General features: G+C 72.9%; 18 protein-coding genes. 13 read left to right on the top strand and 5 right to left on the bottom strand.

Annotated features, from left to right (window positions below):
* Positions 1 to 4: 4 nt before the first annotated feature.
* The gene (locus tag FS825_RS07200) at positions 5 to 1558 is read right to left on the bottom strand and encodes a GMC family oxidoreductase (protein WP_144711767.1); all 1554 of its coding nucleotides are present in this window, start codon (positions 1556 to 1558) and stop codon (positions 5 to 7) included.
* Entirely contained in the window at positions 1555 to 2904 is a 1350-nt protein-coding gene (locus FS825_RS07205) for an alpha/beta hydrolase (RefSeq protein WP_144711768.1), read from the bottom strand. The genes FS825_RS07200 and FS825_RS07205 overlap by 4 nt, the downstream gene beginning before the upstream one ends.
* Before the next feature lie 121 nt (positions 2905 to 3025).
* Between FS825_RS07205 and FS825_RS07210 the strand changes: the two genes are divergently transcribed.
* From FS825_RS07210 to FS825_RS07225, 4 genes are all read left to right on the top strand, one after another.
* Positions 3026 to 5575 carry a carboxylate--amine ligase/circularly permuted type 2 ATP-grasp protein gene (locus FS825_RS07210; protein ID WP_144711769.1) on the top strand — a complete coding sequence of 850 codons (2550 nt, stop codon included), beginning with the start codon at positions 3026 to 3028 and terminating at the stop codon, positions 5573 to 5575.
* Positions 5575 to 7359 carry an N-acetylglutaminylglutamine amidotransferase gene (locus FS825_RS07215; protein ID WP_144711770.1) on the top strand — a complete coding sequence of 595 codons (1785 nt, stop codon included), beginning with the start codon at positions 5575 to 5577 and terminating at the stop codon, positions 7357 to 7359. The genes FS825_RS07210 and FS825_RS07215 overlap by 1 nt, the downstream gene beginning before the upstream one ends.
* Positions 7356 to 9284: a S9 family peptidase gene (locus FS825_RS07220; protein ID WP_260981068.1), complete on the top strand. Its 1929-nt coding sequence runs from the start codon at positions 7356 to 7358 to the stop codon at positions 9282 to 9284. Before FS825_RS07215 ends, FS825_RS07220 begins: the two co-directional genes overlap by 4 nt.
* 89 nt (positions 9285 to 9373) lie before the next feature.
* Entirely contained in the window at positions 9374 to 10288 is a 915-nt protein-coding gene (locus tag FS825_RS07225; protein ID WP_144711771.1) for a GNAT family N-acetyltransferase, read from the top strand.
* Positions 10289 to 10294: 6 nt separating this feature from the next.
* On the opposite strand, the gene FS825_RS07230 is transcribed toward FS825_RS07225, so the two are convergent.
* A complete protein-coding gene (locus FS825_RS07230; protein WP_144711772.1) occupies positions 10295 to 11419 on the bottom strand; it encodes an NAD(P)/FAD-dependent oxidoreductase in 1125 nt (374 codons plus the stop codon).
* Positions 11420 to 11565: 146 nt separating this feature from the next.
* Between FS825_RS07230 and FS825_RS07235 the strand changes: the two genes are divergently transcribed.
* From FS825_RS07235 to FS825_RS07275, 9 genes are all read left to right on the top strand, one after another.
* Positions 11566 to 12564: a matrixin family metalloprotease gene (locus tag FS825_RS07235; RefSeq protein ID WP_144711773.1), complete on the top strand. Its 999-nt coding sequence runs from the start codon at positions 11566 to 11568 to the stop codon at positions 12562 to 12564.
* A 25-nt stretch (positions 12565 to 12589) separates the two neighbouring features.
* The gene (locus FS825_RS07240) at positions 12590 to 13306 is read left to right on the top strand and encodes a GntR family transcriptional regulator (protein WP_144711774.1); all 717 of its coding nucleotides are present in this window, start codon (positions 12590 to 12592) and stop codon (positions 13304 to 13306) included.
* Between the two features lie 245 nt (positions 13307 to 13551).
* Positions 13552 to 14550, top strand: coding sequence for a sugar phosphate isomerase/epimerase family protein (locus FS825_RS07245; protein WP_260981069.1), 999 nt, complete (start codon positions 13552 to 13554; stop codon positions 14548 to 14550).
* Complete coding sequence (locus tag FS825_RS07250; RefSeq protein ID WP_144711776.1) at positions 14547 to 15500, top strand: 3-hydroxyacyl-CoA dehydrogenase family protein; 954 nt, start codon at positions 14547 to 14549, stop codon at positions 15498 to 15500. Before FS825_RS07245 ends, FS825_RS07250 begins: the two co-directional genes overlap by 4 nt.
* Before the next feature lie 10 nt (positions 15501 to 15510).
* The gene (locus FS825_RS07255; RefSeq protein ID WP_144711777.1) at positions 15511 to 16302 is read left to right on the top strand and encodes an SDR family NAD(P)-dependent oxidoreductase; all 792 of its coding nucleotides are present in this window, start codon (positions 15511 to 15513) and stop codon (positions 16300 to 16302) included.
* Between the two features lie 49 nt (positions 16303 to 16351).
* Positions 16352 to 17761, top strand: coding sequence for an MFS transporter (locus FS825_RS07260; RefSeq protein ID WP_144711778.1), 1410 nt, complete (start codon positions 16352 to 16354; stop codon positions 17759 to 17761).
* Positions 17758 to 19485: a dihydroxyacetone kinase family protein gene (locus FS825_RS07265; protein WP_144711779.1), complete on the top strand. Its 1728-nt coding sequence runs from the start codon at positions 17758 to 17760 to the stop codon at positions 19483 to 19485. Before FS825_RS07260 ends, FS825_RS07265 begins: the two co-directional genes overlap by 4 nt.
* Positions 19482 to 19976 (top strand): ribose-5-phosphate isomerase, encoded by a 495-nt coding sequence (locus FS825_RS07270; RefSeq protein ID WP_144711780.1) that lies wholly within the window; start codon positions 19482 to 19484, stop codon positions 19974 to 19976. Before FS825_RS07265 ends, FS825_RS07270 begins: the two co-directional genes overlap by 4 nt.
* Positions 19973 to 20776, top strand: a complete 804-nt coding sequence (locus tag FS825_RS07275) for a triose-phosphate isomerase family protein (protein WP_144711781.1) — start codon at positions 19973 to 19975, stop codon at positions 20774 to 20776. The genes FS825_RS07270 and FS825_RS07275 overlap by 4 nt, the downstream gene beginning before the upstream one ends.
* Here FS825_RS07275 and FS825_RS07280 read toward each other — a convergent pair.
* Positions 20773 to 21447, bottom strand: a complete 675-nt coding sequence (locus FS825_RS07280; protein WP_144711782.1) for a response regulator — start codon at positions 21445 to 21447, stop codon at positions 20773 to 20775. The genes FS825_RS07275 and FS825_RS07280 overlap by 4 nt on opposite strands.
* Positions 21444 to 22700, bottom strand: a complete 1257-nt coding sequence (locus FS825_RS07285) for a sensor histidine kinase (RefSeq protein WP_144711783.1) — start codon at positions 22698 to 22700, stop codon at positions 21444 to 21446. Before FS825_RS07285 ends, FS825_RS07280 begins: the two co-directional genes overlap by 4 nt.
* Positions 22701 to 22906 lie beyond the last annotated feature (206 nt).

Here is a 22906-nt window from a genome sequence, read left to right on the forward strand (position 1 = left end):
CCGGTCACACCTCGGTGCGGAGGAGGCGGTCGGCGGTGCGGAGCGACAGCGCCATGATCGTCAGGGCCGGGTTCGCGATGAGGGAGCTCGGGAACACCGAGTTGTCGACGATCCACAGGTTCGGGACGTCCCACGACCGACCGGCGTCGTCGACCACCGAGCTGCCGGCGTCGGTCCCCATCCGCGCGGTGCCGACGGTGTGCGCCGTGCGGTCGAGGACCCGCACGTCCCGCCCGCCCGCCGCCTCGACGATGGTCGTCATGGTGCGGATCGCGTGGCGGGTGATCGCCTCCTCGTTCGACCCGGGGGAGAACGTGACCCGGGCCTTCGGCACACCGTTCGCGTCGACCTCGTCGGCGAGCACGAGGCGGTTCTCGTCGTACGGCAGGCACTCGGCGTTGATGCCGACGCCGGCCATCCGCGGGTAGTCCTGCAGTGCCCGGACGAGCTCGGCACCGCGGAGTCCGCCGCCGCGCACCAGCGAGGTGGCCAGGGTGAGCGGCTGCACCCCGAGGCTCTGGACGAGGTACCCGCCGGCGAAGTCCGCGTCGGCGGGTCGGACGAAGTCCTCGGTGATGATCGACGACGGGTACCCGCGGTACGACCGCATCGACTCGTCGAACGTCGCCCAGACCTGGGTGGCTCCGTGGGCGGTGAAGTTCCGGCCGACCTGTCCGCTGCTGTTCGCGAGGCCCGTGTGCAGGAGGAGCCGTGGCGTCTCGATCCCGCCGGCTGCCAGCACCAGCGTGCGACAGCGCTGCCGGTGGTCCCGCCCGTCCTGCCGGTAGACGACGGCCTCGACGCGACCGCGTGCGTCGAGCTCGATGCCGTGCACGAACGCCTCGGCTCGGATCTCCGCACCGAAGGCGACCGCGGCGGGCAGGTAGGTGGTGTCCATCGTCACCTTCGAGCCGTTCCGGCAGCCCTGGTGGCAGGACCCGCACGAGACGCACGCCTGGCGGAGGCCGTGGTGCTCCTGGTGCCGGTCCTCGGTTGTCAGGCCGACGGGAGCGTCGGTCGCGGTGATCCCCGCAGCGGCAGCGCCCCGCATCATCATGTCCGAGGAGGCGTTCCGGGGCGGCGGCGCCATCCGGTACCGGCGCGCGGGGTCCCACGGGTAGTGCGCCGGACCGGCGACGCCGACGTCGTGCTCGACCTGTTCGATCCAGCCGGTGAGCTCGGCGTGGTCGATCGGCCAGTCCTCACCCTGTCCGCTGTCGGTCCGCAGCCGGATGTCGTGCGCGTTCGGTCGCGGGGTGAACGCACCCCAGTGCAGGGTCGAGCCGCCGACGCCGGTGCCGCTGTTGTTCGGTCCGAAGGCCGTCGGGGAGCTCCCGCCGCTGATCCGCTCGTCCATCCAGTTGATGTCCGCCGGCGACTCGACCTCGTCGGGGACGTGGTCGCCCGGCTCGGTGTTCGGGCCGGCCTCGAGCGCGACGACGGAGAGTCCGCGTCGGGCGAGGGTGGCGAGCAGCGGCGCGCCGCCCGCTCCGGTGCCGACCACGACGACGTCGACGACCTCGTCCTCGTCGTGGCGGCGCTGGTGGTCGAGTCTCATCGTGCGGCTCCCGTCGGTTCCCATGCTTCGCGCTCGCCGGCACCGAGGAGCAGGAAGCCCTGTTTGCGGACGCCGTCGCCGCCGTTGGCGAACCCGTCGTAGTCCATCGCCGCCATCGTCGCGGGGTGCGCGGCCCACTGCTTCACCAGGTCGACGCTCGCGTCCTCCAGCCAGGCGCGGAGCTGGTCGGCGTCGAGCGACCCCGACGACGGGGTGTACTCGCCCGCCGCGACGGCGTCGAGGACCTCGGCGAGGTGGTCGTCGCCGTGCGCGGTCTCGCTCTGCAGGGCGTCGAGTCCGGCCCGGTACGCGTCGACGTCGGCGGGGAGCCCGTCCGGACGCCACCCGTCGCCGAGCCCGTCGGCGAGCTGGGCGTCGACCCGCAGCGCCAGGTCGAGGTGCCGCTCCCCGGGTTGCGGGACGACCACCCGGGCCAGGGCGCGGAGCGTGTCGAGCTGGTGGTGGTCGAGCGCCCGCGGTTCGCGGTCCGGTGCGTCGGGGAGGGCCCGCACAGCGAGGACCCCGCGCATCCGGGCGCTCACCCGCGGCGACGCGATCACCCGTGCCGTCGCAGCGGGGACGACGGGGCCGTGGTCGACACGACGGCGCCAGAACGCGCGGATGCGGTCGGCGACCTCGTCCGGCTGCTCCCACGGGAGCAGGTGCGCTGCACCGGGGACGACGGCGAGCTCGCCGGCGGTCCAGTGCGGGAGGGTCAGCTCGCGCTGGGCGTCCGGTCCGAGGTCGCCGTCCTCGGCGCCGGCGAGCACGAGGGCCGGGACGGGGTTCGGCGGGAACGCCGTCGACCAGTCCTCCCGGCTCCCGCGGACCAGCCAGTCCGTCCACGCCTGCGGTGCGGCCCGCCGGACGTCGTCCACGGCGGTGTCGTGCGGTTCGGTGGGCAGGCGGGACGCGGTGTTCGCGTCGACGAAGGTCTCCGCCTCGTCCGGCCCGATCTCCCCGTCGGCCGCCCACCCCAGCATCGTGGAGCGGCGGTCGTCGTCCATCGGCTCCGGCGCGAGCGGCGAGGCGGCGAGCAGCACGACCGCGCGGAGTCCGAACAGCCCGTTCGACCCGTCGATCGTCCGCGACGCCACGACGGAGGCGATCTTGCCGCCCATCGAGTGTCCGATCAGCGCCCACTCGGTGACGCCGCTCCGACCGATCGCGCGCTCCACCAGCTCGACCATCTCCTCGACCGTCGTACCGGTCACCGCCGAGCTCCTGCCGAACCCGGGGAGGTCGATGCCGATGAGGTCGAGGGTCCCGGCGAGGCGGGTGCGCAGTCCGACGAACTCCTCGGAGCTCGAGCCGAGCGCGTGCAGGCAGAAGACGGTCGTGGACACGTCTCCGTTCTTACGTCAGTCGCCGCTGGCGCTCCCAGCGCCGTGTACCCCGTGTTTCGAACATGCGAAGTTCCCACGCGACACCGGGCGTGCCCAGGGGTGCCGGCGATAGGTTCCACCCATGAGTGCAGAGCTGACGCTCGGCGCCGAGGAAGAACTGCACCTCATCGACCTCGAGTCCGGCCGACTTTCCGCGAAGGCCCCGCGCCTTCTGCCCAAACTGCCCGCCCACCGGTTCGGCGCCGAGCTCCAGCGCACGACCATCGAGACGAACACCCCGGTCGTCCGGACGCTCGACGACCTGCGGCGGGTGATCGTCGACCTGCGCAGCGAGCTGAGCGCGGCCATCGCACCGGCCGGGGTCACGATCGCAGCGGCCGGCACCGCGCCGCGGTCCGAGTACGCCGACTTCGAGCTGACCTCCGGCGGCCGCTACGGCCGGATGCAGGAGCAGTACCGGATGCTCGTCGACGAACAGCTCATCTGCGGCCTGCAGGTGCACGTCGGGGTGAGCGACCGTGACCTGGCGGTGCAGATCGCGCAACGGGTCGCCCCGGTGCTGCCCGTGCTCCTGGCGCTCAGCGCGTCGAGTCCGTTCTGGAACGGGCAGGACACCGGCTACGCCTCGTTCCGGAGCATCATCTGGCAGCGGTGGCCGTCCGCCGGCAGCTTCGGTCGGGTCGAGAGCGCGGCCGAGTACGACAAGGTGCTCGACGACCTCATCGCCTCCGGCGTCATCGCCGACAAGAAGATGGCGTACTTCGACGTCCGGCCCTCGTCGCACGCGCCGACGCTCGAACTCCGGGTCTGCGACGCCACGCCCGTGGTGGACGACGCGGTGCTCATCGCCGGCCTGTTCCGTGCGTCGGTCCGCCGGGCGGAGAAGGCGGTCGAGTCCGGTGCCGAGTGGCAGCCCCGCAGCGAGCCGCTGCACCGTGCCGCGATGTGGCAGGCGGCACGCAGCGGCCTGAGCGGCGACCTGCTCGGGCTCGGTCGGCACCCGGAGCGGCTGCCGGCGGAGATCGCGGTGCGGCAGCTGGTGTCCAGGCTCCGCCCGGAGCTCGAGGAGCTCGGCGACTGGGGCACCGTCAGCGGGCTGCTCGAGGACACCCTCGCCCGCGGCAACTCCACCGACCGCCAGCGCACCGCACACGCCGAGCGCGGGAGCCTGGACGACGTGGTCAGCCAGGTCGTCGGGGACACCGCCGGCACCCCGTCGGGCCGCGACGAGCACCCGGTCCCGCCGATCCCGGCGTACCGCGTCCGAGCGGGCGACGAGGCGGTCGGCCCCGGCGCCCGTCCCCGCCCGGCGTTCCGCGACCTCGCGACGTTCTTCCTCGGCTGGGACGCCGAGACCACCATCGAGCGCTGCGCCGCCCGCGACGCGTGGGCCCGGGAGCACGAGGTCGGCTTCGTGGTCGACGGCGGCGCCCAGGAGTTCGGGTGCGACCTCGTGCCGCGCACCGTGAGCGCGTACGAGTGGCGGCAGCTCACGGCGGGCCTGGGGCAGCGTGCCCGCGCGATCGAGCTCTTCCTGCGTGACGCGTACGGCGAGCGGCAGATCGTCGCGGACGGCGCGATGGACGAGCACCACTTCGTCGGTGCGAACGGCTGGGACCCGGACGCCGCACGCCTTCCCGCGACGGCCGTGCGCGCAGCGGTGATGGGCTTCGACCTGGTCCGGAACGAGTTCGGCGGGTGGCGCGTGCTCGAGGACAACGTCCGCTCGCCCTCCGGGGTGGCGTACGGGTTGGCCCTCCGCGAGCTGATGGACGAGGTCGTGCCGGACGCCCCGCGTCCGGCGAACCTGCGTGACCCGCGCAGCGTGACCGCCCGCCTGCGCGACACCCTCCGCACCAACGCGACGGCCGTCACCGGCAACCCGGACCCGGTCATCGGGCTGGTGAGCGACGGCCCCGCCGCCGGCGCGTGGTTCGAGCACCGCAGGCTCGCCGACGGCGCCGGGTTGCGCCTCCTGGGCGAGTCCGACCTGGACGTCCGCGACGGCCACGTCGTCGTCGCGGCCACGGGCGAGGTGCTCGACGGCCTGTACCTGCGGATCGACCGGGACGTGCGCGCCCTGCGCAACGACCACGCTCCGGAGCTCGGGGCGCGGATCCTCGACGCCGCCGCAGCCGGACGGGTCCACCTCGCCAACGCCCCGGGCAACGCGCTCGTCGACGACAAGGCGATGTACGTCAACGTGCCCGACCTCATCTGGTACTACCTCGCCGAGAAGCCGCTGCTCGAGTCCGTGCCGACCTACCGCACGAGCATCGAGGGCGAACGGCTCTCCGTGCTCGACCGGGTCGGCGAACTCGTGACGAAGCCCGTCGACGGCGAGGGCGGGCGCGGGGTCCTCATCGGCCCGAGCGCCAGCGCGTCCGAGGTCGCCGAGCGACGGCGCGAGATCGCGGCCGACCCGGAGGGGTGGGTCGGGCAGGAGGTCGTGCAGCTGTCCTCGCACCCGACCATCGGACCGGCCGGACTCGACCCGCGGCACGTGGACCTCCGCGCGTTCGTGTACGTGACGGGCACCGGCCCGGACGACACCCACCTCGCCGACGTCGCGCTCACCCGGGTCGCGCCGGAGGGGAGCATGGTCGTCAACTCCTCGCGGGGCGGCGGCGCCAAGGACACCTGGATCATCGGGACGGAAGGGGAGCGCTGATGTGCGGACTCGCAGGGGAGTTCCGGTTCGACGGGCGGCCGGCCGACGTCGGCGCCGTGGCACGGATGACCGGGTGCCTGGTGCACCGCGGCCCCGACGGCGACGGTCTCTGGGCGCGCGGACCGGTGGCGCTCGGACACCGGCGACTCTCGATCGTCGACCTGTCCACCGCCGGCGCGCAGCCGATGGTCCACCCGCGCGCCGGGCTCACCATCGCCTACAACGGCATGGTCTACAACTACCGGCAGCTCCGGGACGAACTGCGGGGCCGGGGCCACGAGTTCTTCTCGACCTCCGACACCGAGGTCATCCTCGCCGCGTACGTCGAGTGGGGAACGCGGTTCGTCGAGCACCTCATCGGGATGTTCGCGATCGCGATCTGGGAGCACACCAGCGGCCGGCTCGTCCTGGCCCGCGACCGGCTCGGCATCAAGCCGCTCTACGTGGCGGACGTCCCCGGCGGCGTGCGCTTCGCGAGCTCGCTGCCGGCGATCCTCGCCGGCGGTGGGGTGGACACGAGCATCGACCCGGTCGCCTTCGCGTCCTACATGACCTTCCACTCGATCGTCCCCGCACCCCGCACGATCCTGTCCGGCGTCGGCAAGCTGCCGCCCGCGACCGTCCGCGTCATCGAGCCCGACGGTGCCGTGCACGACGAGACGTACTGGGAGGCGCGCTTCGAGCGCGACCCGGAGCGGGCGGACTGGTCGGACCAGGACTGGCAGCAGGCGTTCACCGAGAAGCTCCGCACCGCCGTCGAACGCCGCATGGTCGCCGACGTCCCGGTCGGGGTGCTGCTCTCCGGCGGGATCGACTCGTCCCTCGTGGTGGCGCTCCTCGCCGAAGCCGGGCAGCAGGACCTCGCCACGTTCAGCATCGGCTTCGAGTCGGCGGGCGGGGAGTCCGGCGACGAGTTCGAGTACTCCGACGAGGTCGCTCGGCACTTCGGCACCGACCACCACCGCATCCGGATCCCGTCCTCGCGCCTGCTCGACGGCATCGACGGGGCGATCCAGGCGATGAGCGAACCGATGGTCAGCCACGACTGCGTCGCGTTCTTCCTGCTCTCGCAGGAGGTCTCGCAGCACGTCAAGGTCGTGCAGTCCGGGCAGGGCGCGGACGAGGTGCTCGGCGGGTACAGCTGGTACCCGCCGCTCGCGTCCGTCCCAAGGGACCAGGCCGCCGAGGTCTACCGCTCGGTGTTCATGGACCGCCGCTGGCCCGCGCTCCAGCCGTTGCTCGGGGAGCGGTGGCGGAGCGACGACGACACCCCGTCGGCCTTCGTCGACGCCTCGTTCGCGGTTCCGGGAGCGGAGACGAGCGTGGACGCCGCACTCCGCAGCGACACCACGATCATGCTCGTGGACGACCCGGTGAAGCGCGTCGACAACATGACGATGGCGTGGGGGCTCGAGGCCCGCGTGCCTTTCCTCGACCACGAGTTCGTCGAGTTCGCCGGGACGATCCCGCCGGAGCTGAAGCTCGCCCACGGCGGGAAGGGCGTCATGAAGCGCGCGTCCCGCGGCATCGTGCCGGACTCGGTCATCGACCGGACGAAGGGGTACTTCCCGGTGCCGGCGATCCGGCAGCTCGAGGGCCCGTACCTGGAGCGCGTCCGGCAGGCGCTGCACGCGCCGGAGGCGCGGGAGCGCGGACTCTTCGACCCGGCCACCGTCGAGCGGATGCTCCAGGACCCGAACAGCACCAGGACCGAGATCGGCGCGAACGCGCTCTGGCAGCTCGGCCTGATCGAGATGTGGCTGCAGCACCAGGGGGTCCGGTGAGCGGGTCCACGGTCCGGCCGGGAGGAACGGATCACGTCGGTCTGTCGGCCCGCGCCCGGCAGGCGGCCGACCTGGGCGAGCGCCTCGTCGCGGCCTGGGGATCGTGGGGACCCACCATGACGCGGAACGCGCGCCGGGTCGCCTTCGTCAGCGACCGGCACGGGACGCCCGAGGTCTTCGTGCAGGACGTCGTCGTCGACGGAGCACCGCCCGAGCCGGTGCGGATCCGGCTGTCCGACGACCCCGTGGTCCGCGTCACGTGGTCGTCCGACGGTGAGTGGCTCGCCGTCGCGATCGCGACCGACGGCGGCGTGAAGCAGCAGGTGTGGGTGGTCCGCCCCGACGGCAGCGACGCCGCACAGATCGCCGGGTCGCGCTGGCAGCACGCCGAACTCGGGCCGTGGAGCCGCAGCGGGCACCGGGTCGTCATCACGCTGCCCTCGACCGAGCCCGACCAGCCCGCCCGCTCCTACCTCGTCGACCCCGTATCCGGCGACCGGGACGACCTCGCCGTCGGGGAGCTCATCCACGTCCTCGACCTGTCCGTCGAGGAGCGCCTGGTCGTGCTCCGGGACGGCCAGCGCGGCCACGAGTTCGTGGTCGTCGTCGACCGGCTCACCGACGAGAGCCACGCGCTCTTCGCCGAGACGCCCGAGAGCTCCGCCGAGATCGCGTTCCTCCGTCCGGCCCCCGCGAGCGAGACCAGCCCGCTCGTCGCCTACGTCGCCACCGAAGCCGGCCTCCCCCGGCGCCAGCTCGTCGCCCAGCCCGTCGGACCGCACGGCTGGCGCGGAGCGCCCCGGCGGATCGCGGAGCGCGACGACGCCGAACTCGAGTACCTCGACGCCGACGACGCCGGGCGGACGCTGCTCCTCGTCTGGAACGTCGACGGCCGGAGCGAGCTCGATCTCATCAACACGCACGACGCCTCGCGGACACCGGTCCCGGACCTCCCCGGGGACGTCGTCACCGACCCCGTGCTCAGCCGGGACGGCCGGAGCGTGCTGCTCGCCGTCGAGGGCCCGACCCGACCGCGGGAGCTCTGGCGACTCGACACGAACGCGCTCACCTGGAGTCGCGTCACCGGCGTCCCGGAGCTCCCCGATGCGCCGTTGGTCGTCCCGACGCTCGAGCGCTTCGCGGCGCGGGACGGGCTGGAGGTCTCCGGCTGGCTGTACCGGGCCGTGGAGCCGACCACGTCGGGGCCGCACGTCGACGACGCCGGGCGATCCGTCCCTCCCGTCCCTGCCGCGCTCGTCCACCTGCACGGCGGGCCGGAGTCGCAGGAGCGACCCACGTTCTCCCCGCAGCACCAGGCGCTCGCCGCCGCCGGGATCACCGTGTTCGCCCCGAACATCCGAGGGTCCTCCGGGTACGGGCGGGACTTCGTGCACGCCGACGACCTCGGGCTGCGCTGGAACGCGCTCGCCGACGTCGTGGACGCAGCACGGTTCCTCGTGACGAACGGGTACGCGGAGCGTTCACGGGTCGCCGTCGAAGGGCGGTCCTACGGCGGGTACGCCACGCTCGCGTCCCTGGCCTTCACGCCTGACGTCTTCGCGGCCGGGGTCGCCGTCTGCGGGATGAGCGACTTCGCGACCTTCTACCGTGAAACCGAGCCGTGGATCGCTGCCGCGGCGGCGACGAAGTACGGGCACCCGGTGGACGACGCCGCGCTCCTGGAGGCGCTGTCGCCGATGCGGGCGATCGGCGACGTCACGGCGCCGGTCCTCGTCGTGCACGGCGAGCTCGACACGAACGTCCCAGTCGGTGAGGCGCACCAGGTGGTCGCTGCCCTGCGGGAGCGGTCGCACGACGTCGAGTACCTCGAGCTCGAGGGGGAGGGGCACGATTACCGGCGGGAGGCGTCCCGAGCGGTGCTCGTCCGGCGGATGGTGGCGTTCGTGGCGTCGCGGTTGGGGTGAGGGTGGGCGTGCCCGGCGTGCGTGCCGGGTGCGACGTCACGCGGTGCAACGATCCGTCGTCGCCGGTCACGCCGTCGGAGGATGTCCACATGACGACGAGCACCCGACCGACCGAGCTGACACGTCCCGGCGAGGTCGCCCTCGCTTCCGTCACGGACGTCGACACCGTCGTCGACCGCGCGCGCAACCGGTACGCCGCTGCGGTCGTGGCCGACACGAGCGGGTGGGCCGACGGCGACCGACGCCGGCTGGAGGACCTCGGGTTCCGGGGCGGAGACGCCCGCGGCGCGGCGATCCGGACGCTCGACCTGACGATCGCCGACGACGGGACGCCGACGCGGGTGCTGGACAACCCGGCGCTCGCCTCGCTCGACGGCCACCACGCGCGGTTCGCCGAGCGCCGCGGGGAGATCGCGCGGTACCTGCCGGACGTGTCGGTGTGGACGGGGATCCCGGCGCGGCCGACACCCGAGGACTGGGAGGACGTCCGGGCGCTGCTCGGCTCCGGTGCGGTGTTCAGCGTCGGGCCCGATGCCGTGCTGCCGGACGGGTGGCAGCGCGTCGAGAGCGCCGGGGGCGTGCAGCTCACGGGGGAGACCATCGAGGGCGCGCGGGACCCGGAGGCGATCGAGCTGACGCCGGACGACGTCCCGGAGATCCTCGAGCTCATCGCCCGGACGAAGCCGGGGCCGTTCCTGCCGCGCACGATCGAGCTCGGTCGGTACGTCGGCATCCGGCGCGAGGGACGGCTCATCGCGATGGCCGGGGAGCGACTGCACCCGCCGGGGTGGACCGAGATCAGTGCGGTGTGCACCGACGCCGCGTTCCGCGGGCAGGGACTCGGGCGACGGCTCGTGCTCGACGTCGCGGCGGGCATCCGGGAGCGCGGTGAGACGCCGCTCATGCACGCCGCGGCGGGGAACACCGGTGCGATCCGGCTCTACCAGCACCTCGGCTTCCGGCTGCGGGACCGGGGAGCACCGCGTTTCGTGCAGGTGCCCTGAGCGGGTTCAGTGCCGGGGCGCCGACGCCGGCGTCGGTGCAGGACGCAGGAGGTTGAGTTCCGGGACCCGGTCGCCGAGGACGAGCCGGGCCAGGGCGTCGCCGAGCAGTGGCCCCATCGTGAGCCCGGCGGCACCGTAGCCCGTCGCGACGAACAGCCGCTCGTGTCCGGGGACCGCGCCGACGATCGGCATCGTGTCGTCCGCGAGCGGACGGAGGCCCACGCGGGTCTCGAGGACGGTCGCGTCCGCCAGCCCGGGGGCGATCGACACGGCGTCGCGGAGGACCTGCAGCTGCCCGGCGGCGGTGACGCGGGGGTCGAAGCCGCTCCCCGTCTCACGGGTGGCCCCGACCGCGACCCGTGACCCGTCGAACGCGACGAGGTAGTGGTGCGAGAGCGGGTGCACCGACGGCCAGTGCGTGGTCTCGACGCCGGGGAGCGTCAGGTGGGTGATCTGGCCGCGCTGCGGCGCCACCGGTACCCGGAGACCGAGGGCACCGAGCAGCTCGTTCGTCCAGGCGCCCCCGGCGAGCACGACCGCGTCCGCCAGCAGCTCCTGGTCGTCGGTGAGTCGGACCCGTCCGTCGTCGAGCAGCGTCGCGTGGGCGGTGACGGTCCGGCCACCGTGCCGACGGCCGGCCTCGACGAGGGCGTCACGGACGGTCCGCCCGTCGACACGACCGCCGCCCTCGATCCAGAGCGCGTCGAGCCCGCGAGCCAGCGGCGGGAACAGCTCGCGCGCCCGGTCACCGCCGATCCGCTCGACCCGGCCGACCACGTCCGGCTCGGCCTGCCGGCGCCGCTCGACCCGTTCCTCGGCCGCGTCCACCGCCGACGCGTCACGGTTCACCACCAGGGCGCCGCTGCGCCGGTGGTCGGTGTGCGTCACCCCGACCTCGGCCAACCGGGACAGTGCCTCGGGCCAGAAGGCGGCCCCGCGGACGTACAGGTCGGCGAACGGACCGTCGATCGCGGACGACCACGGCTGCAGGATGCCGGCGCTCGCCGCGGTCGCCTGACCGGCCGCGCCGTCGTCGACGAGGGTGGTCTCGACGCCGCGGCGGGCGAGGGCGAAGAACGTGCTGGCACCGGCGATGCCGGACCCGACGACGACTGCGGAGCGTGGTCCCATCCGACCCATGGTGCCCGGTCGACGCACACCACGCCGAGGGGTGCACCGGCCACTTCGGGGGGTTGACCCCTCCGTCGGGCACTCTGCACACTGTCTGCGCCGTGCACGGGACTGCGTGGCGCAGGGGACATCGGGAGGATCAGGTCGTGCGGAAGTCGTTCGTGACCGCAGGGGCGGTCGTGCTGGGGGTCGCGCTCGTCGCGGTGACCGTCGCGTCCGGAGGGGCCGCGGCCACCGCCGCGAGCCCGTCGTGCCGAGGGGACGGGATCACGGTCGCGGCGCTCGCCAGCGGGTGTGCGGTGTCGTCCGGGACCGTCGTCCTGCCCGACGGGCGACGCTTCGCCGTCCCGCCGAGCGGCACCACCGTGGCGGCGCTGCCGGTCGCCGCGTCCGGCGCCGTCGACCCGGGCGACGTGTCGGTCACGAACACCGGTCGGTCCGGTGTCGCGGTCCGCATCGACGACCGGTGGGCCGGGGCCCCGGCCGCGGTGCGCCTCGAGCGAGCCGCCCTCCAGCAGCGGACCGCGACGACCCGCGCGACCGCCGGGGCTGCGACCTCGGCGACCAGCGCGAGTGCGCCGTCGAGCTGCAGCAACAAGACGTACACCCGGACCGGCTTCCGCTGGGGGAGTCGGGTCGACTGGCGCTACAACGCCACCGGGCAGAAGGGCACCGGCAGCGTCACGGCGATCCGGGCGGGATCGGACGCCTGGACCGGCGCGTTGGCCACCTGCGGGAAGAAGGTCACTTCGACCGCGGCCGACCGGTACCTCGGCACGACCACCCAAGCCTCGGGCGTGACCGCCACCGGTGGTTGCGGCACCTCCAGCGGGACGAGCGTCGCGGCCTGGGGCTCGCTCCGCGCCGGCACGCTCGCGGTGACCTGCGTCTGGTCGCGGTCCGGCGTGGCCGTCGAGGTCGACCAGCGGTACACGACCGCGGCGGCGTGGTCGGCGACGACGACGTGCTCCGGCACGAAGTTCGACCTCCGTGGTGTGGCCACGCACGAGTGGGGTCACGCCTACGGACTCGGGCACACCGCGCAGAACAGCGGCCTCGTCATGAAGCCCGCGTCGACGACGTGCGAGACCGGCCAGCGCACGCTCGGCCTCGGCGACCTGATGGGCATCGACGCGCTGTACTGATTCGTCGATTCTCTAGGATCGACCCATGTCGACGACCATGCCCGGCTTCGGGACGGAGCGCATCACCCAGCTCGGACTGCGCGACCGGGTCTACGACCGGGTGCTCGAGGTGCTGATGGGCCACGACGTCGAACCCGGCATGCGCCTGTCGATCGATGGTCTCGCGCGGTCGCTGGGGGTGTCGCCGACGCCGGTGCGGGAAGCGCTCGTCCAGCTCGAGCGGACCGGCCTCGTCACGCGTGAGGCGAACAAGGGCTACCGGGTGTCGCCGCCCCTCGCGGGCGACCAGCTCGAAGCGCTCTTCGACGCTCGGCTCATCGTGGAGAGCGGCGCCGTCGAGCTCGCGTGCCGTGGGGACGTGCCCGCGCTGCGGTCCCGGTTGGAGGCCGCGCTCGCCGACCAGGCCGCGGTCGCCGACGAGATCGCGACGGTCGGAGCGGTGCACGCGTCCGAGGAGCTCATGGCACGGTTCTTCCGGAGTGACTGGCAGTTCCACCAGCTGGTCTTCGACGCGACGCGGAACCCCTTCCTCGAGGAGATGTCCGAGATCATCACCACCCGGGTGCACCGCATGCGGCAGATCGTCGAGGGTGGCGGCGACGACACCCACCGCGCCGTGCAGGAGCACCGCGCGGTCCTCGACGCCTTGGCCATCGACCCGGCGTCCGCCGTCGCCGCGATGCGTCACCACATCGACGCGGTCCGCCTGCGCTCGCGCGCCGACGCGTCGCACACGGCCTGAGCCGACGGACGCCCGTCCCGAGGTTCGGGTCAACCGGACGGGCGTCCTGATCCTCGGCCCGGCTCTTTCGGAGTGCGGCGCGGACCGGTTTGGTCGGGGGTCGGATCGCCGTCGGGGGTTGCGGATCGCCAGCGGGGGTTGCGGATCGCCAGCGGGGGTTGCGGATCGCTGTTGAGCGAGTATCTTTCCTATAGGAAAGAGGTTCAGCGCCGAACCGAACCGCACGACTGCGAAGGAGCATGCACGTGGCAGCACCACAGGACTGGGTGACCCAAGACTGGGACCCGACGACCTGGACCGACGAGACCTGGCCGATCGCGACCTGTCTGCACGGCTTCCCCCAGGTGACCCGCGACGGCGTGGCCTTCCACGACGCGGACCCCGAGGTGTGGGACGACGTCTTCGCCCAGATCGAGGCCGTCGGGTTCACGCTCGCCGAACTCGCCGACAGCCACATCCGCCCCGCCGACCTCGAACGGTCCCGGCGCGACGAGCTGTTCGCGATCGCGAAGGCGCACGGCGTCGGCATCCCCTCCGTGCACCTGCAGCGCAAGAGCGTCGTCCAGCCCGGGCACGAGGAGGACAACCTCGCCTACGCGCACCGGACCATCGACGCCGCGGCCGAGTGGGGCATGCAGGTCTTCTCGACCGGACTGCACCAGCCGTTCAACGAGGCCCAGCGGCGCGCGCTGTGGTTCTGGACCGCGCAGGGCCCGGAGGACCCGGACGACGCCGAGGTGCGTGCCGCAGCGGTCCGCCGCCTGCGGGAACTCGGCGAGCACGCCGCGAGCGTCGGCCTGCCGATGGCCCTCGAGCTGTACGAGGACACCTACCTCGGCACCGCGGACAGCGCCGTGCGGCTGGTCGAGGAGATCGGCCTGGACAACGTCGGCCTCAACGCGGACGTCGCGAACCTCATCCGCCTGCACCGCCCGGTGGAGGACTGGAAGGAGCTGTTCGCGAAGACCCTGCCGTACACGAACTACCTGCACGTGAAGAACTACACGCGGGACGAGTCGGCCGACGGCAGCTGGGCGACCAGTGCGCCGAGCACCATGGAGACCGGGCTCATCAACTACCGCCAGGTCCTCCGCGACGCGGTCGCCGACGGGTTCCGCGGGATCGTCATGACGGAGCAGTACGGCGGGGACAGCCTCGGCGTCTGCGCCACCAACCAGCAGTACATCCGGTCCGTCCTCGCCACCTCGGTGGTCGGGGCGACGAAGCAAGGAGCAACTCGATGAGCACCCTCGACATCGCCGTCGTCGGGTCCGGCTACATGGGTGGCGGGATCGCCCAGGTCCTCGCCCTCGCCGGCCACACCGTCCGGATCGCCGACGTCTCGGCCGAGATCGCCGCGTCCAACCGGGCCCGGCTGATCACGGAGACGGAGCAGTTCGTCGCGGACGGCCTGTTCCCCGCGGACGCCGTGTCGCGCGTCGACGCGCACCTCAGCGCCGCCGACTCCATCGAGGAAGCGGTCGCGACGGCCGACTTCATCGAGGAGGCCGTGCCCGAGAAGCTCGAGATCAAGCACGCGACCCTCCGCCGGATCAGCGCGGCAGCCCGGCCCGACGCCGTGATCGGCTCGAACACCTCGACGATCCTCATCGCGTCCCTCGCCGAGGCCGTCACCGGACCGGAGCGGTTCCTCGGGGTGCACTTCTCGAACCCGGCGCCGTTCATCCCGGGTGTCGAGCTCATCCCGCACCCGGCCACCGACGAGCACGCGATCGCGGTCGGCGAGGCCGTGGTCGCCGCGACCGGCAAGCAGTCCGCACGCGTGAAGGACTCCACCGGCTTCGTCCTCAACCGGCTGCAGTACGCGCTCTTCGAGGAAGCGACGAAGATCGCCGACGAGGGCATCGCCGGCCCCGACGACATCGACACGATCGTCCGGACGACGTTCGGCTTCCGCCTGCCGTTCTTCGGCCCGTTCGCGATCGCCGACATGGCCGGGCTCGACGTCTACGCGTTCTGCTTCGAGTCGCTGCAGACCCGCTGGCCCGAGCGTTTCGCGACCCCGCCGTCGCTGCAGCAGCACGTCGACGCGGGCGAGCTCGGCACGAAGTCCGGCGCCGGCTACCTCGAGGTACCGGCCGACCGCACGCCCGAACTCGTCGCCTACCGCAACAAGGCGTACGTCGCGATGCAGAAGCTCCTCGACGAGCTCGGCCCGGCGCCCATCCACTGACGGGACGACCATGAGCGACCAGAACCAGAACCAGGACCAGGACCAGCACCAGGGCCGCACCGTCGTCCTCACCGGAGCCGCCTCTCCGCGCGGCATCGGCCGGGCGAGTGCCCACCACCTCGCCGAGCAGGGGTGGAACGTCGGGATCATCGACCTCGACCAGACCGCGAGTGAACAGGTCGCGACCGAGATCCGCGAGCAGCACGGCGTCCAGGCCGTGGGCGCGGGCGCGAACGTCGCCGACGAGGCTGCCGTGCGCGCGGCCTTCGACACGATCGAGGCGCAGCTGCCCCCGATCACCGCGCTCGTGAACCTGGCGGGCGTCTCGTCGGCGCACGCCTACCTCGACCTGCCCGAGGGGGAGTGGCACCGCGTCCTGAGCATCAACCTCGACGGCGTGCACTTCGCCAGCCTCCGCGCCGCGGAGTCGATGGTCCGGAACGGGTACGGACGTATCGTCAACCTGTCGTCCGTCTCCGCCCAGCGCGGCGGTGGGACCTTCAGCAAGACGCCGTACACGGTCGCCAAGGCCGGCGTGATCGGCCTGACCCGCGGCCTCGCCCGTGAGCTCGGCCCGCACGGCGTCACCGTCAACGCGATCGCCCCCGGCCCGATCGACACCGACATCATGGGCGGCACGCTCTCCGAGGAGCGGAAGGCCGCGATGGCAGCCGACGGGGTGCTGCCCCGGATCGGGACGCCGAAGGACATCGCGGCGGCGATCGCCTACCTCATCGGCGAGGACGCCGGGTTCGTCACGGGCCAGACGCTCAACGTCGACGGCGGTCTCTACATGCACTAGAGCCGACCACCCCGACCCACGACCACCGTGCTCGCAAAGGAGCGAACCCGTGTCACTTCCCCATGCCCCCGCGCTCGGATCGACGCGCGATCCAGCCCTGCAGTCCGCCATCGGCAAGGCGACGAAGCACCTCATGCCGATGCTCGTCCTGCTCTACTTCGTCGCGTTCCTCGACCGCACCAACGTCGGCTTCGCGGAGGAGGCGCTCAGCGTCGACCGCGGCATCTCCGACGGAGCCTTCGCGCTCGGCGCCGGCATCTTCTTCATCGGCTACGCCATCTTCGAGATCCCGTCGAACCTGCTGCTCAAGCGGTTCGGGGCGCGCTTCTGGCTCGCCCGCATCGCGATCACGTGGGGCATCGTCGCCGCGCTCTTCGCGTTCACCACGAACGACACCATGTTCATCGTCCTGCGGTTCGTCCTCGGGGTGACCGAGGCGGGACTCTTCCCCGGCGTGATCATGTACCTGTCCGAGTGGTTCCCGAACAAGGTCCGCGTGCGGATGTTCGCGATCTTCTACCTCGCGCAGCCGTTCTCGCAGATGATCGGCGCCCCGCTGTCCGGCGGCCTCATCAGCTTCGGCGACCAGGCCACCCCGTTCCACGGCTGGCAGGTCATGTTCGCGGGCGAGGGTCTCCTCGCCGTGCTCGCCGGCATCGCGGCCGTCGTGTTCCTGACGAACAGTCCGCAGCAGGCGAAGTGGCTCGACGACGGGCAGAAGGCCTCCCTGACGGCGGCGATGGCCCGAGAGGACACCGCCCGGAGCGAGGACGGCCCGACCGGCATCTGGAAGGCGCTGGCGAGCGGCCGGGTCTGGTACTTCACGATCATCTACTTCTGCCTGCAGGTCGCCGTGTACGGGACGACGTTCTACCTCCCGCAGCAGGTGTCCTCGCTCCTCGGCGAGGACGTCGGCTGGCAGGTCGGACTCGTCGCGGCGATCCCGTGGCTCGTCGGTCTCGTCGCCTGCTACCTCGTCGGCTCGAACGCCGACACCGTGGGCCGCCGTCGGCGGTGGGGCACGGTGTTCTACGTCACGACGGGCCTGTCGATCCTCGGGTCGGCGTGGGCCGGGGCGAACGGGCAGCCGATCCTCGGCATCGTGTTCATCACCCTCGCGGTCGCGAGCTTCCTCGCCGTCGGACCGATCACGTGGGCGTACCCGACGGCGTTCCTCACCGGCGCAGCAGCGGCCGCGGGCATCGGGCTCATCAACTCCCTCGGCAACCTCGGCGGGTTCGTGGCCCCGATCATGCGCACCGCGATCAACGAGGTCGTCCCGACGGACAGCGGGGCGTTCGGCATCGTGTCGCTCGGGGTCCTGGCGTTCGTGGCCGCGGTGATGATCTTCTGCACGAAGTACTTCCGAGGGTCGAAGGCGGATGATCTGCTCGACACCTCGCACGTGGCGACGACGACGTCGCCGCGGGGATCGACGTCGAAGGAGACGAACGCATGACCAGGCTCTTCAACGACCCCGCGGACTTCGCGGACGAGGCGGCGGACGGGTTCGTCGTCGCGAACCAGCGGTGGGTCCGCCGGGTGCACGGCGGGGTCGCCCGCGCCACGAGCTCGCCGGACGGGACGGTCGCCGTCGTGATCGGCGGTGGCTCCGGGCACTACCCGGCGTTCGGCGGTCTCGTCGGACCCGGCCTGGCGGCTGGCGCGGCGATGGGGAACCTCTTCGCCAGTCCGAGCGCGCAGCAGGTCGCCGGAGTGGCGCGCGCGGCGGAACACGGCGGCGGCGTCCTCTTCTCGTACGGCAACTACGCCGGTGACGTCCTCAACTTCGACGCCGCGGCTCGAACGCTCGAGGCCTCGGGCATCCCGGTCCGCACGGTCGTGGTCACCGACGACGTGGTCTCCGCCCCGGCCGAGCTCGCGTCCGAACGGCGGGGGATCGCCGGTGACCTCTGCGTCTTCAAGGTCGCCGGTGCGGCGGCCGAGGAGGGCCGCACGCTCGACGAGGTCACCGCCGTCGCATCGCGTGCGAACGACCGGACCCGGTCGTTCGGCGTCGCCTTCTCCGGCTGCTCGCTCCCCGGCGCCGACGAACCGCTGTTCGAGGTGCCCGAGGGGCGCATGGCGATCGGCATGGGCATCCACGGCGAGCGGGGCATCGACGAGACGGACGTGCCGACGGCGGACGGACTCGCTGCGCTCCTCGTGGAGCGGCTGCTGGAGGAACTGCCGGACGGCGTCACGGCCGACGGCGCACGGGTCGTCCCGATCCTCAACGGACTGGGCAGCGTGAAGTACGAGGAGCTCTTCGTCGTCTACCGCTCGGTGCAGCGGCTGCTCGACGACGCCGGGGTCGTCACCGTGGAACCCGAGGTCGGCGAGCTCGTCACGAGCTTCGACATGGCCGGTGTCTCGCTGACGCTGTTCTGGCTCGACGACGAACTCGAACGGCTCTGGGCCGCACCCGCGGACACGCCCGCGTTCCGGAAGGGCGGAGCGGTCGCCGCGGAGCGCCTCCCGGAGTCCGAACTGGAAGCCGACGACGGCATCGTGGTCGGCACCGGTTCGGCCGAGTCGCAGGCCGTCGCGGTGCGCCTCGCCGGAGCGCTCGCCGCCGTCCGCCGGGTCCTCGACGAGCACGTCGACGAACTCGGCGAACTGGACGCGGTCGCCGGGGACGGCGACCACGGGATCGGCATGCAGCGTGGCGCGCACGCCGCCGACGCCGCCGCGCAGGAGGCGCTCGGCCGCGACGTCGGCGCGGGCGGCCTGCTCGCGATCGCCGCGGACGCGTGGTCCGACAAGGCCGGTGGCACGTCCGGTGCCGTCTGGGGCGCCGCCCTGGAGGCACTGGGTCGCGGCATCGGGGACGACTCGCGTCCGTCGGCGGCGGAGGTCCAGAGCGCGGTGCACGCCGCCGCCGAAGCCGTCCTCGCCTTCGGCGCGGTGCCCGGCGACAAGACGATGGTGGACGCCCTCGTGCCGTTCGACGACGCGTTCGCCGCCGCCGTCGAGCGCGGTGCGTCCGTCCCGGACGCGTGGCGGTCCGCCGTGACGGCCGCACACGAGGCCGCCGACGCCACCGCCGACCTGGTGCCGCGGAAGGGCCGCGCCAAGACCCACGCCGAACAGGCGGTGGGGACGAAGGACCCCGGAGCGGTGTCCTTCGCACTGATCGTCGAGACGGTGACCCCGGTCATCGAGGAAGGGGCAAGATCATGACGTTCCGCCTGGTCGTCGGCTCGGATGACGCCGGCTACGAGTACAAGGAGGCGATCAAGCGGGACCTGTCCGCGGACGACCGCGTCGCCTCCGTCCACGACGTCGGGGTCGACGCCGACGGGCACACCGCCTACCCACACATCGCCGTCGACGCCGCCCGGATGGTCGCGAACGGCGAGGCCGACCGGGCGATCCTGATCTGCGGCACCGGGCTCGGGGTCGCGATCAGCGCCAACAAGGTGCCCGGCATCCGAGCGGTGACCGCCCACGACAGTTACAGCGTCGAGCGGTCAGTGCTCTCCAACGACGCGCAGGTGCTCTGCATGGGGCAGCGGGTCGTCGGACTCGAGGTGGCCCGGCGGATGGCGAAGGAGTGGCTCGGCTACGAGTTCGACCCGTCGTCGGCCAGCGCCGAGAAGGTCGCGGCGATCTGCGGCTACGACGGGTCGGCTGCCGAGGGCATCGACGCCGAGGGGGTCGACGCGACGTGACGCTCGTCGGGGTGTCGCTCAAGATGTACTTCTCGCACGCCCGCACCCTCGCCTGGGCGCGGGAGGTCCGGGACATCGCCGAGCGGCACCCCGCCGTGCGCTCCGGGGCGGCGACGCTGTTCGTGGCGCCGACGTTCCCTGCCCTGGTCCCGGTGCGCGACGTGCTGGCCGGCTCCGGGGTGCTCCTCGGCGCGCAGGACCTGGCGGAGGCCGACGAGGGCGCGTACACCGGCGAGGTCTCCGGGGCGGAGCTCCGCGAGATCGGGGTCGACCTCGTCGAGATCGGCCACGCGGAGCGGCGCTCCCTGTTCCACGAGACGGACGAGCGGGTCGCGGCGAAGGTGCACGCGGCGTTCCGCAACCACCTGCGGCCGCTGCTCTGCGTCGGGGAGGCGATCCGTTCCTCCAGTGCGAGCGCCGTCGCCGACGTGACCGGACAGCTCGACCGGGCCGTCGCGACGGCCACCGCGGACGGCATCGCCGGGCCGCTCGTCGTGGCGTACGAGCCGGTCTGGGCGATCGGGGCCCCGGCACCAGCTCCGGACGAGCACGTCGTCGCGGTCCTCGGCGGGATCGAGGAGCACCTCGACGACCGACCCGAACTGGCCGGCAGCGTCGCGATCTACGGCGGGAGCGCCGGGCCCGGGCTGCTCACCCGTGGCCGGGGGCGCATCGGCGGGCTGTTCCTCGGTCGGTTCGCGCACGACCCCGCGGCGATCGCGGCGGTCCTCGACGAGGTCCAGGCGCTCGACACCGCGCTGCCGGACGAGGAGGCTGCGGCGGAAGCGTCCGCGGGCTAGGACCCGTCGCGGGTGCCGGCCAGCCCGTGGTCGTGCGCGTAGACCACCAGCTGCACCCGGTCCCGCAGCGCGAGCTTCCCCAGCACGCTCGAGATCTGCGTCTTCACCGTGGACTCGGTGACGAACTCCTTCGCCGCGATCTCGGCGTTCGACAACCCCCGCGACGCCCAGCCGAACACGATGCGCTCCCGGTCGGTCAGCGTCTGGAACTCCGGCGGCTGCGGCGCGGGGGCCCGCTCGACGTCGGCGCCGAAGAGCTGCGAGAGGTCGTTCGGCGCGATCACCGAGCTGCCCTCGTGCACCGCTCGGACGGCGGCGAAGAGGAACGGCGGCGTCGTGTCCTTGAGGAGGAACCCGCTCGCGCCCAGCCGGATCGCGGTCGCGGCCGCGGGGTCGAGCCCGAACGTGGTGAGCACGATGACCCGGGGCAACGGACCGGGCACGGCGCCGGAGAAGAGCTGCCGGACGGTCTCGACCCCGTCCGTGCCGGCCATCCGCATGTCGAGGAGCACCACGTCGGGCCGGAGCTCGGGGATCTGCCGGAGCGCCTCGGCCCCGTCGGACGCCTCACCGACGACGACCATGTCGTCCTGCGCGTCGAGCACGACGCGGAGTCCCGCTCGGAAGAGCGCCTGGTCGTCGGTGAGCAGGATGCGGATCGGATCGGTCATCGGATGGTCCCCCCAAGGACGTCGAACGGGATGCGGGCGCGTGCGGAGAACACGTCGTCCAGGACGGCGGCGTCGAACGAGCCGCCGAGCGCGTGGAGCCGGGACTGCATGCCGGTGAGCCCCCGGCCGGAGCCGCGGGTGGTCGTGACGGGCCCGGCGGTGAGCGTGACGGGCCCGGTCCCGACGGCGACCGGCGGCACGACGTTCTCGACCTCGAGCACCAGGTCGGCCGACCGCCACGTCTCCCGCACGGTCACCGGCATCCCCGGAGCGCCGTGCCGGAGCGCGTTCGTGAGCATCTCCTGGAGCACCCGGCGCGCGGCGGTCCCGCTCTCGGGGCCGAGCGTCACGGGGCGGCCCCGCACGGACCGGTCGACGTCGACGCCGGCCTCGCGGATGCCCTGCACGATCTCGTCGAGGGACCCCGGGTCGGTCGACGCCCCGGAACCGTCGATGTGGCCGAGCACCTGGCGGACCTCGACGAGGGAGCTCCGGGCGGTGCTGGCGATGGTGGCGCTGACCTCGCGGATCCGGGCCTCGTCGTCGAGGAACGGCACCGAGTCCGCCTGCGCGATGATCACCGCCAGGGAGTGTCCGACGACGTCGTGCACGTCCCGGGCGATGTCGGCGCGGATGCGTTCGGACTCGGCCTCGTCGATCGCACGCGTGGCGGTGGCCTCGGCCTCGGTCGCGACGGCCTCGGCGCGGGACGCCGCGGCCTCGGCGTCGGCGCGGCGTTCGGACTCGCGGTCGCGGGAGCGGAACGCGCGGACCGCGACCCCGCCGGCCCAGACCCCCAGGAGCGCGGTGACCGGGGCGGCCATCGCGAGGAACGCCTGGTCGCGGGGACCGGTGATGAGCACCAGGAACCGGAACCCCGTGAAGGCCAGGTAGACGGTTGCGCTGATCCCGGCGACGAACGCGAGCACCCCGGAGAGGATGACCTCGGTCCGGGTCCCGACGACCGCCGCGGTGCCGATCACGACGAACATGGCGAGGTCCACGAGCGAGGGGCGCTCGCCGCCGCCGACCTGGACGATCCCGAGGACGACGACCATGAGCATGGCCGACGACGGCGACACCCGGCGGAGCGCGATGGCCCCGGCGGCAGCGAGGACCGCGAAGAAGCTCGCCTGCTCGAGCTCGAGGTCGATGGGGAGCAGGAACACGAACGCCGCGACGACCGCCCATGCCACGTCGATGACGATCGAGCGGGCGGCGAGCGGCCGGATGAACGTGCGCCGTTCCGTCACGGCACGATCATCGCACGGGGGCGCGGCGCGGTCGTCACGGCATCGGCGACATGGCGATGAGTGCCGTGGCCGTGACCGCGACGATGGCGGCGCAGAGCATCAGCGTGGCGATCGTGTGCTTCGTCGAGGACTCCATGGCACCAGCTTCCGGCAGGGGACGGGCTCCGGGCATCGGGCGTGAGGGGGAAGGCGTTCATCCGACCGGC

This window comes from Curtobacterium pusillum, assembly GCF_007680845.1.
GTDB lineage: Bacteria > Actinomycetota > Actinomycetes > Actinomycetales > Microbacteriaceae > Curtobacterium > Curtobacterium pusillum_B.